General features: G+C 57.1%; 15 protein-coding genes. 3 read left to right on the top strand and 12 right to left on the bottom strand.

Translation table 11 applies throughout. From position 1 onward, the window contains the following. The 9 genes from ACXJ5O_RS01365 to ACXJ5O_RS01325 form a co-directional block, all read right to left on the bottom strand. A partial coding sequence (locus ACXJ5O_RS01365; protein WP_457298303.1) for a F0F1 ATP synthase subunit B family protein occupies window positions 1-238 on the bottom strand: 238 nt, incomplete at its 3' end. 11 nt (window positions 239-249) lie between these two features. Further along, the gene (locus tag ACXJ5O_RS01360; RefSeq protein WP_224512310.1) at window positions 250-888 is read right to left on the bottom strand and encodes a F0F1 ATP synthase subunit B; all 639 of its coding nucleotides are present in this window, start codon (window positions 886-888) and stop codon (window positions 250-252) included. Window positions 889-991: 103 nt separating this feature from the next. Next, on the bottom strand, window positions 992-1,219 hold the full coding sequence (locus tag ACXJ5O_RS01355; RefSeq protein WP_008125314.1) for a F0F1 ATP synthase subunit C: 228 nt from the start codon (window positions 1,217-1,219) through the stop codon (window positions 992-994). Window positions 1,220-1,290: 71 nt separating this feature from the next. Beyond that, a complete protein-coding gene (locus ACXJ5O_RS01350; protein ID WP_112525816.1) occupies window positions 1,291-2,043 on the bottom strand; it encodes a F0F1 ATP synthase subunit A in 753 nt (250 codons plus the stop codon). 49 nt (window positions 2,044-2,092) lie between these two features. Further along, complete coding sequence (locus ACXJ5O_RS01345) at window positions 2,093-2,503, bottom strand: AtpZ/AtpI family protein (protein ID WP_112526319.1); 411 nt, start codon at window positions 2,501-2,503, stop codon at window positions 2,093-2,095. A gap of 1,007 nt (window positions 2,504-3,510) precedes the next feature. Further along, window positions 3,511-4,569 carry a cell wall hydrolase gene (locus tag ACXJ5O_RS01340; protein WP_457298307.1) on the bottom strand — a complete coding sequence of 353 codons (1,059 nt, stop codon included), beginning with the start codon at window positions 4,567-4,569 and terminating at the stop codon, window positions 3,511-3,513. Between the two features lie 457 nt (window positions 4,570-5,026). Then, complete coding sequence (der, locus tag ACXJ5O_RS01335; RefSeq protein WP_457298302.1) at window positions 5,027-6,496, bottom strand: ribosome biogenesis GTPase Der; 1,470 nt, start codon at window positions 6,494-6,496, stop codon at window positions 5,027-5,029. Window positions 6,497-6,510: 14 nt separating this feature from the next. Continuing rightward, on the bottom strand, window positions 6,511-7,191 hold the full coding sequence (locus ACXJ5O_RS01330) for a tetratricopeptide repeat protein (protein ID WP_457298301.1): 681 nt from the start codon (window positions 7,189-7,191) through the stop codon (window positions 6,511-6,513). A 143-nt stretch (window positions 7,192-7,334) separates the two neighbouring features. After that, complete coding sequence (locus tag ACXJ5O_RS01325; RefSeq protein ID WP_457298300.1) at window positions 7,335-7,916, bottom strand: NnrU family protein; 582 nt, start codon at window positions 7,914-7,916, stop codon at window positions 7,335-7,337. A gap of 312 nt (window positions 7,917-8,228) precedes the next feature. Here ACXJ5O_RS01325 and ACXJ5O_RS01320 point away from each other — a divergent pair, with 312 nt between their 5' ends. Continuing rightward, window positions 8,229-9,266, top strand: coding sequence for a polysaccharide deacetylase (locus ACXJ5O_RS01320; protein ID WP_457298299.1), 1,038 nt, complete (start codon window positions 8,229-8,231; stop codon window positions 9,264-9,266). 38 nt (window positions 9,267-9,304) lie between these two features. On the opposite strand, the gene sbmA is transcribed toward ACXJ5O_RS01320, so the two are convergent. The 3 genes from sbmA to ACXJ5O_RS01305 form a co-directional block, all read right to left on the bottom strand. Next, window positions 9,305-10,555 (bottom strand): peptide antibiotic transporter SbmA, encoded by a 1,251-nt coding sequence (gene sbmA, locus ACXJ5O_RS01315; protein WP_457298298.1) that lies wholly within the window; start codon window positions 10,553-10,555, stop codon window positions 9,305-9,307. A gap of 323 nt (window positions 10,556-10,878) precedes the next feature. Next, a complete protein-coding gene (locus ACXJ5O_RS01310; protein ID WP_457298297.1) occupies window positions 10,879-12,039 on the bottom strand; it encodes a YbfB/YjiJ family MFS transporter in 1,161 nt (386 codons plus the stop codon). Window positions 12,040-12,415: 376 nt separating this feature from the next. After that, window positions 12,416-13,006 carry a class I SAM-dependent methyltransferase gene (locus ACXJ5O_RS01305; protein WP_112525828.1) on the bottom strand — a complete coding sequence of 197 codons (591 nt, stop codon included), beginning with the start codon at window positions 13,004-13,006 and terminating at the stop codon, window positions 12,416-12,418. A gap of 169 nt (window positions 13,007-13,175) precedes the next feature. On the opposite strand from ACXJ5O_RS01305, the gene ACXJ5O_RS01300 reads away from it, so the two are divergent. Together ACXJ5O_RS01300 and ACXJ5O_RS01295 are read left to right on the top strand one after the other, a co-directional pair. Continuing rightward, entirely contained in the window at window positions 13,176-13,535 is a 360-nt protein-coding gene (locus ACXJ5O_RS01300) for an ArsR/SmtB family transcription factor (RefSeq protein WP_457298296.1), read from the top strand. Then, on the top strand, window positions 13,532-14,014 hold the full coding sequence (locus ACXJ5O_RS01295) for an SRPBCC family protein (protein WP_457298295.1): 483 nt from the start codon (window positions 13,532-13,534) through the stop codon (window positions 14,012-14,014). Before ACXJ5O_RS01300 ends, ACXJ5O_RS01295 begins: the two co-directional genes overlap by 4 nt. Window positions 14,015-14,029: the final 15 nt, after the last annotated feature.

Here is a 14,029-nt window from a genome sequence, read left to right as displayed (position 1 = left end):
CGGCAGCGGCGACGATCTCGCCCGCTTCCTTTTCGGCTTCCTTGCGCTTGCGCTGGAACTCCGCGAGCAGGGATTGCGCTTCCTCCCGCAGGCGGCGGGCTTCTTCAAGCTCGTCGCGAATTTTATCAGCGCGACCGTCGAGCGATTTGTTAACGACTGCCGGAACCTTGAGATAGATCATCAGCGCCAGGAAGATGACGAGACCGACCAAGGCATAGAATGTTGCGTCGAATTCCATTGTRATTCTCCTCAGCCCCGAACAGCTTTGACCGCGGCGGATATGCTTGCCTTGTCGATGCTGCCGCCGAGGATCTTCTTGACGATCTCGCTTGCAGTATCTTCCGCAATCGTACCGACTTCCTTCATCGCCTTGTCCTTGATGGCGGCAATGCTGGCTTCGGCGTCGCTCAATTTTTTCTCGAGAGCAGCCGAAATGTCCGCCTGTTCGGCGTCGGCTTTTGCCTTGGCTTCATCACGGGCGGTCTGAGCAATGCCACCGGCCTTCTTCTTGGCGTCGGCGAGCTCCTGCTCATAGGCAGCAAAGGCGTCATCCGAGTCCTGCTTCATGCGAGCAGCCTGATCGAGATCGGTCGCGATGCGATCACGACGGGTTTCGATGATACCGCCGATGCGTGGCAGAACCACCCGGGACAGGAACAGGTAAAATGCGGCAAATGTCACTGCCAGCCAGAGAATCTGCGATGCAAAATGGCTGGAGTCGAAGGGCGGGAAAACACCTTGCTGATGCGGCACACCGGTTTCAGTGTGCGTCTCTGCTGCGTGGGCGTCAGGCGTCGCGCCCGGTACAGCCGGTTCGGGTGTACCATGCGTGTCGGTCTGAGCGACTGTTTCCGTTGTGGATGCGGCGTTCGCCGAAGACACAAACATATAAAATCCCCTTGAAGTCGGGCGTTTCCCAAATCAGCAAACATGGTTTGCTGCAGATAAGAAACTGGCCGCGCCGGGCGCAGCCAGTAACAAGCCGTTCAGATTAAACAGCGAAGAGAAGCAGAAGAGCGATGAGCAGCGAGAAGATGCCCAAAGCTTCGGTAACGGCAAAGCCGAATACCAGACGGCCGAACTGGCCATCAGCTGCTGATGGATTGCGCAACGCACCGGAGAGATAGCTGCCGAAAATATTGCCGAGGCCGAGGGCCGTTCCGGCCATACCAAAACAGGCAAGACCTGCACCGATGTACTTTGCTGCTACCGGATCCATATTAAACTCCTTTTAGATCGATTCATCATTGATAGATTKCGTTTGGCGGAACTCCGCCGGTGAAGTCTTTTTTAGTGACCGCCGGGATGGACTGCGTCATTCAGATACATGCAGGTGAGCACGGTGAAGACGTAGGCCTGAAGGAAAGCCACCAAAAATTCGAGGCCGGTCAGCGCCACTGTCATCGCGAGCGGCAGCACGGCTCCGCCTATACCGAGCGCACCGAGAGCGCTCAAGGAAGCGACGAAACCAGCAAACACTTTCAGCGTAATGTGGCCAGCAAGCATGTTGGCGAAGAGACGAACCGAAAGGCTGATCGGACGGGAAAGGAACGAGATGATCTCGATCGGCACCACCAGCAAAAGCAGCGGCGCGGGTACGCCGGACGGAATGAACACGCCGAGAAACTTGAAGCCATGCTTGGCAAAACCATAGGCAAGCACGGTGCCAATCACCAGAAGAGCAAGCGCAAAGGTGACGATGATCTGGCTGGTGACTGTGAAGAAATAAGGAAACATGCCGAGCATATTGGCAACGAGCACGAACATGAACAGCGAGAAAACGAACGGGAAGAACTTCATTCCGGCGTTGCCTGCCGATTCGCGCAAGGTCGAGGCGACGAACTCATAGGCCATTTCCGAAATGGATTGCAGGCGGGTTGGAATGAGACCGCGATTGGAGGAGGTCAGATAAAGAAATGCCGATGCAACGCCAACCGTTGCAACCATGAAGGCAGACGAATTGGTGAAGGATAGATCAATTCCACCCAGATCAATGGGAATCCACTTGGTGATATGGAATTGATGAATCGGATCGTTGGACACTGTAACCTCGTCTCTCTCGCATCATTCCCGCAAGCATCAGCCCGCAAGGCTATTCCGGTTTGTCGCGCTCGGCATCCTTGATGGACTGCAGACCACGGTTTTCCGCCACACGTCCCGCAGAGCGCAGGATATTCAGCGTTCCAGCACAAAAACCAAGGAGGAGCAGAATGATAAGCCCCCAAGGTGAAGTACCCAAAAATCGGTCAGCTAACCAGCCCAACCCCGCACCAACCAGAACGCCGGCGATAAACTCGCTCGACAGCTTCATGGCCTGCGCGACACCGGAGGCGGTTTCCGTCCCCTTGTCGTCTGAACCGGATTTTCGCGCTGCACCTCTAGAAGCAAGTTTTGCCCCCAGAGCACGGCGACGGCTCTCCAGTTCCTCCGAAGTCAGCATCTTCCCGGCACCCGGCGTGCTACCGACAGAACCTGACTTATCGGGATCCTTACCCGTGGCCAATGGCATGTCCTTTACACGCTGAATGCGAGGCTTCACCCCCGCTTCGAAGTCGCGCGCAACATATTGTTACGGTCCACGCTAGTCAAGGCGCATGGCCGAGACTCTCAAGGGTAATTTTCGTGGTGAAATTCAATATGTTAGCCAAATATGACTATATGTCTCACCTCTTGATCGAAGTTTTGCGGTCGAATCCCTGCGGATCGTGCAGATGTGGGGCGCTTGAACGGACCCCAATCAAGTGGTGCGCCACGACAATTTCAGATGTCGCGCAGTCTGGTTCAACCCTGCGTTTCTTGCGGGTCGCATCGTTCCAACCGTAAATGAAAAGCGACAGCATCATGGGATTTGAGGGCTAAAGCAGGAAGCACCGAGCCAGCCGGTGCATCGAAGGGGTGGCCGCTTCGACCTTTGGGCAAAGCCCTGCCCTCAAATCTGGAGGTGAACTATGCGGAGATTTCCGTTTAGCATCACCCTTATGTTGAAAAGGACCCGGACTGGCTGGCAAGTCACGCTCCGGGTCCAATTCTTCACATAACGAACGGGGGGCGGGCGAAAGCTCGTTCCCCCACTCCAGACGTAATATAGCAGTTTTCCCGTTGTTTCCAAGCGTCCGAAGATCAAATCCAGCCCGCCTTCCATGATCCGTATTGACCGATTGCGTTCACTCAACCCTGCGTTTCCTGCGGGTCGCAATATCCAAACGTAAATGAAAAGCGACAGCTTCATGCGATTTGAAGGCTAAAGCAGGAAGCGCCGAGCCAGCCGGTGCATCGGAGGGATGGCCGCTTCGACCTTTGGGCAAAGGTCCTGCCCTCAAATCTGGAGGTAATCTACTATGTGGTACAAGCCATTTAGTATTGCCCTTATTATGAGAAAAACCCGGACGAGCTGGTCATGGACCGTCCGGGTTCATTTCAAACAATAAGAAACGGGGGGCGAGTGAAAAATCCGTCCCCACTCCAGTTTCTAATATAGCAGCTTTCCCGTTGTTTCCAAGCGTCCGAGGATCAAATCCAGCCGCCGCCGTAGGTGCGATAAAAGATGTGCTGGCCGATCCTGTCGATGCGCTTCATCGTGTGGGCCCACATCGCCCGGACGTAGACCGCATGATAATGCGTGGCCGAGCCAATCTCGGGCAGGAAAATCCGCCCCGATGTGACGGCCATAGCGACTTCCTGCGCCACTTTCCATTGCTTGGGCTCGGTTACATTGAGTTTGCGTCCTTCGCAGGCAAAGGAAAACTGGCAGCGGTTGATCCAGTCATCGTTCTGGTAGACGACCTTGCAAATGGTTTTCGGATAGGCCGGATTGCGAACGCGATTGAGAATGACCTGCGCCACGGCCGCCTGGCCTTTGACGCTTTCACTCCTCGCTTCAAAATAAATGGCGGTTGCCAGACATTTTTGTTCTTCTTTAGTGAAAACGACCGGAGGCAAGGGGGTCGCAAGCCAGTCATGGTCGCCGGCGCCGAGTTGCGGAATAAAGCGGCCCGGGAGTTTCGGCTCATTCAAGATCGTGTCGAACGGAGATGTTTTGGAATAATCCGGAGCTGCAGGCGCATAACCGAGTGCCAGAACATCCGGCTGATTGTTGTTGACGAGGTTTGCCAGCATCGGCGGCAAATCCGGTTCAGGCTTGTCGGGGACGCGGTTGTGGAATGCAAGCGCGATTTCGAATTCCTTTCCGGCGATCTTCGGTTTGGCAAAGGCCATCTCGACCTCAACGCCATGCGTCGGGCGAATCAGCATGCTTTGACGCTGCAGGATCGAACCCGCGCTGAAAGCCTTGGGCGGGGCTTTTTTAGAGATTGTGATGATGCGGCCCTGTTTTTCAGCGCGATTGATACGTTCTTCATCGGGCGTCGCGCCAGGGGCTTTCTGCGAGCCATTGATGACGATCGGGCCAATGCCGGGCGCATTGATACCACTCGCGGGGATGCTGGACGTGATCGCTTTTTCGTCAACGAAGGACATGTTGGCCTTCTGGATGGAGCCGGCCGGGGATTTTTCCAGATAGGAAGTCCAGCGGCCTTGGCCGGACTCAGAACCGGACAGCATGCTCGCCATGTCCTGGTAGGCAGTGACGGTCGGGGAGAGCAAGTAAATCGCCGCTCCGATGACCAGTGGGCCAATGATATTCCGATCTGTCCGGTTACTCAGCTGGGAACACGCCCGCAACAATCCAGAGAAACGCACGCCGATACCCCACTCACAACCGAACAATTCTGGTCGTAAAAATGAAGCATTAACCTTGATGGAGGGTTAACGAAGTGGGGAGAATTCGATCGACGCCGCGGCAACAATTCGGCTTGAGGACTCACGGTCGATGCCGATTATCTCTCCCCTTGCGGGAGAGAAAGGATTTTCYTGGATTTAGCCTCTTYGCTAAATCCTTGGAAAATCCAAGTGAGGGGGTAGTTCAGTGAGGCAAAATCCCCTCTCTKGCGATTTCTAGCACTTAGCAAGGGCTAAGATGCTGAAATCGCTTTCTCCCCCACAAGGGGGGAGATAAGGAGGCGACGCTCTACCGCTTCTTCTTTGCCCGTCCGGCGAAGGGATTGTCCGAGGTGCGGAGCACAAGGCGGATGGGCACGCCCTGAATATCGAACGTCTCGCGAATCCCGTTGGCCAGATAGCGTACATAGGATGTCGGGAACGCATCGGGACGCGAGCAGGAAATGACGAAGCCCGGCGGACGTGTCTTGACCTGCGTGATATACTTGATTTTGAGGCGCCGGCCGGCGACGGCGGGTGGCGGATGATGTGCGAGGACGCCTTCGAGCCAACGATTGAGACGGCCGGTCGAAATGCGGCGGTTCCAGATCTCGTCCGTCGAGGCAACGGCGGCCATAAGCTTGTCGATGCCTTGATTGCGCTCGCCGGAAATCGGCACCGCGCGGATGCCCCGGATCTGCGGCAACAGGCGTTCGGTCGTTTCGCGCAGGTCAGCCAGAACCATCTGGCGGTTTTCGACGAGGTCCCATTTGTTGAACGCGATGACCGGCGCCCGGCCTTCGCGGATGATCAGATCGGCGATCTGCAGATCCTGCTTCTCGAAGGGGATCGTCGCGTCGAGCACAATGATGACGACTTCGGCAAACCGGATGGCACGGAGCGCGTCACCGACGGAAAGCTTTTCGAGCTTGCCCTGAACCCGCGACTTGCGGCGCAAACCGGCAGTATCGAAAAGCTTGATCTTGCGACCGTTCCACTCCCAATCGACAGAGATGGAATCGCGGGTGATACCGGCTTCCGGACCGGTCAGCAGCCGGTCTTCGCCAAGCATGGTATTGACGAGAGTGGACTTGCCGGCGTTGGGGCGGCCGACAATCGCAATGCGCAACGGCTTCGATGCATCATAGGCCGGAATGTCGTCGGTGTCGGGATCATCGATATCATCGCCGATCAGTTCATCGAGCGAACGCGGAACCGCAGGGATGGTGACGGCGATGCTATCGTCTGCATCATCCTTTTTATGCTCATCGGGGAAGACCCGCTCTTCGCCCATGATTTCGACAATGGCATCGCGCAGGTCCGGGAAACCCTGGCCGTGTTCCGCCGAAATCGGTGTCGGCTCGCCGAGACCGAGCGCGTAGGAATCGTACATACCGGATTCGGCGCCGCGTGCCTCCGCCTTGTTGGCGACCAGAATAACCTTCTTGCCTGCACGCCGCACGAGATCGGCGAAGGTTACGTCGGTCGGCGTGATACCGGCCTTGGCGTCGACAAGGAAAAGGACGAGATCAGCTTCGCCGATGGCAAGTTCGGTCTGGGCGCGCATACGGCCTTCGAGCGATTCGCTGTCGACCTCTTCGAGGCCCGCCGTATCGATGACATCGAACTTCAGATCATAAAGCTTGGCGCCATGGACGCGGCGATCGCGGGTGACGCCGGGCAGGTCGTCAACGAGCGCAATCTTGCGGCCGACAAGCCGGTTGAACAGCGTGGACTTACCGACATTCGGACGGCCGATTATTGCGACGGTAAAGCTCATTGAATTCCTGTTCTTCAGCCGGCGGCAGCGGCAGGTGTGGCGCCGGTGCTCTTCAAGAGATCAAGCATGGTATCGGCGAACTGGCGCACATTGGCGGGTGCAGCCTGATCATCGGAAATCTGCTGGAACAGCTTGGTCGCATCTGCGCCGCGGCCGGCCTTCCAGGCGGCAAGTCCAAGCGCCTCGCGGGCGGAGTGGCGCATCGGATTGCTGTCGGATGAAAGCGGCTCGGCGCGGGACGCCACGTCATCATAGGAGCCGGTATCGACCAGGATGAAGGCGGCGCGAAGCTTGGCAAGATCGCGGATAGCCTGCGGAATGGACGTGTCGGCGGCCACCTTGTCGAAGGCCGCAACGGCACCAGCGAGATCGCCTTTCTGGGCGATGACACCGGCTGCACGCATGCGCGCCAGCACCGGATAGGCGCCATAACCATTCTTTTCAAGCTGGTCGAGGGTCTTCAACGCTTCGTCGTTCTTGCCGTCGCGGACAAGGTTGAGTGCTGCGAGAAACTGATCGCCGGACTGCGAAGCCTGCTTTTCCGTCCAGTACTCGTAGAAGGCAAAGATGCCTGTGCCGACAACAAGAGCCACAACCGCACCAATCAGGAGCGAGCCGTAGCGCTTCCAGAACGCCTTCACCTTGTCGGAGCGCAGTTCTTCATTTACCTCACGGAAAAAGCCGTCGTCAGTCATGGTGCCTCTGGGTAGCCTTGCGCCACCGGATCAATTGATAAAACGCGGTGCAGCTCTCGCCGTCCGCGCATGGAGTTCAGGGGCTTTTAGTCGGAAAAGTTACGCGATGTAAGGGCTAACTTCAAAATAGCCCTCGAATTGAGCTACATCGGCTGAACGCCAATCAAAAGCGCATGTAATTTCCATACGAAGAGCACGTAGAGCACGAGACCAATGACAATGCCGATCACATCGTTGGAGACCGGGCCGGGAACGATATAGGGCGCCGCAAGCCCTGCCCGCTCCTGCCGCTTAATCGCGATGCGATCGACGACAGCCCAGGCGAGGAACGACAGAAACAGGATGAGCGACGCAAGATCGCCATTGGCGAGCAGATGCGCCAGCGCCCAGGTCTTGATGGCGATCAGCATGGGATGTTTCAGCGCGGGTTTCATGCGGCCGGCTTTTGCAATGAATATCCCAAGGAAAATGAAGGCGAACAGCATCAACAGCGCGGTGATGTGTTTCATCCAGACTGGCGGTTCGTAGAGCACCGGTGCGTCGGGCCGTGCCATGCCGTAGCCCCACACGAGAAGCACGAATCCGATCAGCGAAATGACCGAGTATAGGCCTTTCCACGTGTTCTCGCCCCACTGTTCCATCTTGGCGAGACGCCATTCCGGCGCAACGATGCGCACCGAATGAATTCCAAGAAAAACGATGATCCCAAGAATCAGTATCAGCATGACCGCCTCCCTCAATGCTGGCGGGAAGATAGACCCATGCGGCACGGGTTAGAAGGCGTATCGCTTGCGGTGGATCGCCGCGTCCGATCATCGCCACATTTCACCTGTAGCGACCAGTGGAGCGGATTTTGACATTCGCGTCCCGCGTGACATCGGTCTCCCAAGCGAATGTCAAATCCAAAGCTCCACTAGCATATTGAATTTGCTAGTGGTCTTTCGATTCTAACATTTGTGAGTGATTGGTATAGGTGGGGTGCAAATGTTAGAATCGGACCACTAGTATCCCTCCCCCGGAGCCGCGTATCCCGCATCATGCGTTCGACCTGTACCGTTCTTGCCGCGTCCCTCGCGTTCTCAGTATCCGTGCCCGCCCTGGCAACAAGTGGGGTGGAGCTGCGCGGTTCGATTGGCGCCAAGCCGCAATACGTGCTGATCTCGTTCGATAATTCCGGCAGCAACGCGCTTTGGGACCGCAGCCGGGCATTGGCACAACGTTCAAACGCCAAATTCACCTATTTCCTCTCCTGCGTATTCTTGATCGACCGCGCCGACCGCAAGTCCTACCAGGCGCCGAAAGAACCGGCGGGACGTTCCAACATCGGCTTTGCCACATCGAAGCAGGATATTGCCCAGCGCCTCGACAATATCTGGCGGGCGCGCAACGAGGGCAACGAGATCGCCAGCCATGCCTGCGGGCATTTCGACGGGAAGACCTGGTCGAAGGCGGACTGGGAACATGAATTGACGACATATAAACAAGTGCTCGGCAATGCCTGGAGCAAATATGGCACGGACCCGGAGCCGGCAGGCTGGAAGCACTTTGTCGATGCGGAAATACGCGGGTTCCGCGCGCCTTACCTTTCGGAAGGTCCCGCACTGCTTTCAGCGTTGAGGGACAAGGGCTATGTCTTCGACGGCAGCGGTGTGTCACGCGGCCCGGCTCTGCCGTTGCATGCCGAGGGTCTTTATCAATTCGGACTGCCGACGATCGACGAGGGGCCGAAGAACAAGCCGGTCATCGCCATGGACTATAATCTCTTCGTGCGCCATTCGGGGGCAGTGGAGCGCCCCGATCACCTCGACGAATTCGAGAACCGCGCCTATGACGCATTCAAGGGCGCCTTTGAGCGTCAGTATGAGGGAAAGCGCATTCCGTTCCAGATCGGCCTGCACTTTACGCTGATGAATGGCGATGCCTATTGGCGCGCGCTGGAGCGCTTTACCAGCGAGGTCTGCGTCAAGGCGGACGTGCGCTGCACGACCTACAGCGAATATTTGAAGGAGACTGGCGGAACAATGCCGGTCGCCGGCGCGGACCTTTTGAAACCGGCCGCGAGCGGCGGGATCTAGAGCAAGTTTTGCTCTAGCCGCCGCCCGCTATGGGATAGTCACGCTTCGGATTGGGTCCGCAGAAAATGCTGATCAATCTCCGGCAAGGGTTCGTCGTAGATCACCGATTCGAACGCGCGTAGGCGTTTGTAGATCGACAGCAATTCGACGATCGTAGACCATGAATTTACGAGGTACTGGAACGACTCGCGCACCTGGTCGAACACGTTGGATATCTGCGTCATCAGCCCGAGCGAAAGTTTGCCCGCAGCGATCGAAGGAATGAGCACTAGCAGCGAGAAGATGTTGTCGGCCTGGAGATAGAGGATGCGGGCGACATTGAAATACAGATAGTTGAAGTACAAACGGAAATAGTTTTTCCTGACATTCGAAAACAGCTGGGCCATCGTCGGGGGCTGTGCCCTGCTCTCATTGTCCTCGCCGTAGACCAACTCCTTACGATATGCCGCCTCGACACGCTGATTGCGGAACTCCAGCCCCGGCAATCTGTAGCCGACCACAGCGAGAAAAACGGTTCCAAACAGGGACCAGCCTACCGCGGCCCATACCAGCGCATAGGGTATTTCGCCGATGATCGGAAGTTCGGTTACTTCCTTGGAAAGGGTGAACAGCACTGGCAAGAAAGCGATCAATGTCATCACAGAGCGAACCAGACTGACGCCGAGGCCTTCCACGGTCGTGGAGAACCGCATTGTATCTTCCTGAACACGCTGCGAGGCACCTTCAATATGCCGAAGTTGTTCCCAATGCTGCATGTAGAAATTGTTCATCGCCGTGCGCCAGCGGAAGATATAGTGGCTGATGAAAAAGGCATTTATCGAACCAATCGTGACCGCCACAAAGGCAATGCCCGAGATATCGACAAGGCCGAGATATAGCTGTTCGGCGGTGACGGGGGTCGTCTTGGCCAACGCCGCCTGAATGAGATCATAATACGGCCCGTACCACGCGTTGAAAGCAACGCTGACCTGAACGGAAAAATAGGTGGCAAAGATGATCAATGCGGAGCCGAGGACGGACCAGTTTTGCCATGGATGCGGACTGTAGAAGACCCAGAACGCATAGAACAGCAACGTTGCGGCGGCGTAGTAAATGTAGAACCAGAGAAACGGTTTCGACACGAAGAGGGCAACGCCAACAATCGCCGGCGTACCCGGGGCAGCGGGTGGCAGACCAAAATTACCGCCAAACTGCTGGCCGCCAAAATACCAGAGGAAGATAGCCGCCAACGCCCAAAGTACCGCGGAAATGAAAAAGAGCTTTGGCCTGGGGAAAAATGAGACAAACACGGTAGGTTCCTCGAGTGAAAAGTCTTGCAGTTTGGTGGTGTTACGAGTTGCACGACTTTAACAGCATGAATAGGGCAAAGAGGGAACCGCCGTAATTAAATTGCTGTAATGATTTGGATATGTTGGTGGGCGATCTCTACGGCACAACAGCTATGCGTGGTTCGACAGGCTCACCATGAGGGACGTTGGTTGGTCGCAGGGATAACCGGCATGGACCGATAATTGCGACCTGTAACCTCTTGGCTCCTGCAATCAAACCACCACCCTCATGGTGAGCTTGTCGAACCATGCATATTAGTAATGCAACCCGGAAGATCAGGCACTCAAGGCTTTCTACGTCCCGCGGAAAATGCAAAGAGCGCCGCCACAACGAGACCCGCTGCCGCAGCAAGCGTGGCAATGGTGAAGTCGCCGGTGATGTTGGCGACATATCCGCCGATCAGCGGTCCGATGATCTGGCCGATACCGAATGCGGCGGTCATCACCGCCATGACGCGGCGCTGTGAATGCGGCAGAAGCACCCGCCCCGCCTGAAAGCCGAAGGCGGTGATGACGATAAAGGTCAGCCCCAGCAGGAGACCGCCCAGCAAGGGCCCGGCCGGCGATGGCAGGACGACACTTGCTGCGACGCCGACAGCCTGAACCGCACAGCCCAGAGCGAGCGCGATAAACGGACCGGCGCGCCGCAAGAGCGGTGTCCAGAGCCAGACGGATATGGCGCCCGCAGTGCCCGTGACGAACCAGACCAGCGCTTCCATCCACGGGCTGCCATGGCTTGAGCGAACGATGGCGATGATGAACGTTGCGGTAATAATGTAGCCGAAGCCGAACAGGCCATAGGCAATGCTGATCTTGATGAATTCCGGCGTCCAGACGATGGGCGGCTCCGCTGCAGCCGAACCGCTGCGCACCGGGCCTTGCCGTATCAGCGCGAAGACGGCGATGAGGCCGAGAGCGGAAAGTACAGCCGCGCCGATCCAGTCTTCCCGCCAGCCATGACCGCTGGCCGAACTTGCGGCAACGAGCAGAGAGGAAATCGCTATGCCGGTGCCAACGCCGCCGAAATGCATCGCCTGCAAATCCTGCCGGTTGGCAGCGGCGAGATGACTGAAGACAATCGTTGCGGTGAATACCAGCATGAAGGCGCTGGCAACGCCCGCAAAGAAACGGATGATGGAGAAGAGCATCACTCCGTCGCTGACGCTCATGGCGAAACAAAGCGCAGCGCTTGCGGCGAGGGACACATAGACCAAAGGTCGCTCGATGCCCGACGCCCAGCCGAAACCAGCAATGATGGCGCCGAGCAGATAACCGAAATAATTGGCCGAGGCGATAAGGCCGGCGTCGCCCGGTGCCAGGCCAAGCTCGCTCATCATGCCGGGCAGGATCGGCGTGAAGATGAACCGGCCAATACCCATGCCGACCGCCATGGCCACCAGACCGCCAAGAGCGAAACGAACGGGAGATGCGGCAGGTTGGATCATCGGCGGGACATTATCGCCGCGCAATCCGGTGACAAGCCAATAAATTTGATCGTTACRTGATTTTGTGTGATCGGTTGGGGTATTGCTCCTCCCCTTTCCGTCATCCTCGGGCTTGACCCGAGGACCCACGGTTAAGGAGCACGTCATATCTCCCAATTCAACGCTGTCCAGCCAAATACAGCAGCGAAGAAGCTGTCATTGGGTTCACACGATCTGGATTGCCCCGCACCAATTGCTATCGGAACGCTTCTCAGCCATGGGTCCTCGGGTCAAGCCCGAGGATGACGGCAAAGGGTGGTGCCCTTCACTGGTGACGGAAAGGCTGGTACCCCTTCATTATGGGAAGATTGGTGCCCCTTAACCTTTGGACCACCAGTTATCCAATCGTCTGCTTGATCTCCACACCGCGGCGCGTGATGCGGTAGACGGCCGCCGGAGGCAGATTGCAGAAGGCGCGGCCTATGCACACGGCCTCGAGGTCAAGTTCGTTCAAAACAGCTGCTGGCACAGGGCAGCGGAAGCCATAGGTGAATTGGTAAAAGGCGCCGTCGTTGCGCAGATTGCTGAAGGCGCCGTTGAGAATAGCCGCGACCTTGTCGGGCATGCTCAGGAACGGCAGTCCGCTGACGACGGCACCCGCTGGTTCAGCCTTGAACAAATCCTGTCCGCCGAGCTGTGAGGCATCCATCTGCAGGATTCGCATGCCGGGGAACCGCGTCTGCAACAATCTTGCAAACTCAGCGCCGTATTCGATCAACGTCAGGTTACCCGGGCTCACACCGCGGGCCAGCAAGGCATCCGTAAAGACGCCTGTGCCCGGGCCAAGTTCAAGKACGGGACCGGAAGCAGCACCGATTTCGCTGGTAATGAGCCTTGCCAAAGCCGCACTGGAGGGAGCGATCGCGCTGACTCGCGATGGATTGGTGATCAGGGCGCGAATAAAAGTCCATACATCGCTTGTCGTCATGAAACTGTTCCACCGTGTTCACTGCCTGATTCGGCCAGCGGTGCGGGCATCAGCGACCCCAATTGCGCAAATATTACGGCTTTTTGCAACTGCGCTTAAATTAGTTTGCCAATACTTAGGAAATATCCTAAGTATCTACACATCAGGCATGGCGTGAAAGGGAATGAGCATGAGCGGCCTCGCAACCAATGCAGCTTCTTCAATACCGCCAGTAGACGGCATCTTCCGCGCGCTGTCCGACCCGACGCGGCGTCACGTACTGGAACGGCTCGGCAGCAGCCCCGCTTCCGTCAGCGAGCTCGCGGAGCCCTTCGACATGGCCATGCCGTCTTTCGTCGCGCACCTGAAAATTCTGGAAGGATGCGGGCTCGTGAGCTCCAGAAAGTCCGGGCGCGTGCGGACCTACAGGCTCGCGCCGGAACCACTGAAACTGGTGGAAGACTGGTTGGCGAAGCAACGCCAATTATGGGAACGACGTCTCGATCAACTCGATGAATATCTCATGACCCTGAAGGAGCAGAACCCATGAACACGACTTCGATCATCAAGCCCGATCCCCAGCGCGACCTCATTCTCGAACGCGTCATCGATGTGCCGCGCGATCTCGTGTGGAAAGCGTGGACCACACCTGAACATATCGTTAAATGGTTCACCCCCGCACCGTGGTCGACGAAGGAATGCGAGATCGACCTGCGCCCCGGCGGCGTGTTCCGCACGATCATGGTATCGCCTGAGGGAAAGGAATTTCCGAATATGGGCTGCTATCTCGAGGTCGTGCCGAACGAGCGGCTGGTCTTTACAGATGCGCTGCTTCCCGGCTACCGGCCTTCGGAAAATCCGCTCTTTACCGGCGTTGTCTCATTCGCCACCGAAGGCAGCGGGACGCGCTATACGGCAATGGCAATCCACCGCGACCAAGCAGTCAGAAAGCAGCACGAGGAAATGGGCTTTCACGACGGCTGGGGAAGAGCACTCGATCAGCTGGTTGCCCATGTGAAGACGATGTGAGACCTCCCAGCGGTA

This window comes from Phyllobacterium sp. P5_D12 (assembly GCF_054049495.1).
Note: the sequence above shows the minus strand (reverse complement) of the source record. Positions and strands in the feature narration are given on the sequence as shown.

What these genes read in the sequence shown, in the direction of transcription:
- ACXJ5O_RS01360 (WP_224512310.1), bottom strand. Translation starts at nt 888, where the DNA reads ATGTTTGTGTCTTCGGCGAACGCCGCATCCACAACGGAAACAGTCGCT.
- ACXJ5O_RS01355 (WP_008125314.1), bottom strand. Translation starts at nt 1,219, where the DNA reads ATGGATCCGGTAGCAGCAAAGTACATCGGTGCAGGTCTTGCCTGTTTT.
- ACXJ5O_RS01340 (WP_457298307.1), bottom strand. Translation starts at nt 4,569, where the DNA reads ATGGCGAGCATGCTGTCCGGTTCTGAGTCCGGCCAAGGCCGCTGGACT.
- der (WP_457298302.1), bottom strand. Translation starts at nt 6,496, where the DNA reads ATGAGCTTTACCGTCGCAATAATCGGCCGTCCGAATGTCGGTAAGTCC.
- ACXJ5O_RS01330 (WP_457298301.1), bottom strand. Translation starts at nt 7,191, where the DNA reads ATGACTGACGACGGCTTTTTCCGTGAGGTAAATGAAGAACTGCGCTCC.
- ACXJ5O_RS01325 (WP_457298300.1), bottom strand. Translation starts at nt 7,916, where the DNA reads ATGCTGATACTGATTCTTGGGATCATCGTTTTTCTTGGAATTCATTCG.
- ACXJ5O_RS01320 (WP_457298299.1), top strand. Translation starts at nt 8,229, where the DNA reads ATGCGTTCGACCTGTACCGTTCTTGCCGCGTCCCTCGCGTTCTCAGTA.
- ACXJ5O_RS01310 (WP_457298297.1), bottom strand. Translation starts at nt 12,039, where the DNA reads ATGATCCAACCTGCCGCATCTCCCGTTCGTTTCGCTCTTGGCGGTCTG.
- ACXJ5O_RS01300 (WP_457298296.1), top strand. Translation starts at nt 13,176, where the DNA reads ATGAGCGGCCTCGCAACCAATGCAGCTTCTTCAATACCGCCAGTAGAC.
- ACXJ5O_RS01295 (WP_457298295.1), top strand. Translation starts at nt 13,532, where the DNA reads ATGAACACGACTTCGATCATCAAGCCCGATCCCCAGCGCGACCTCATT.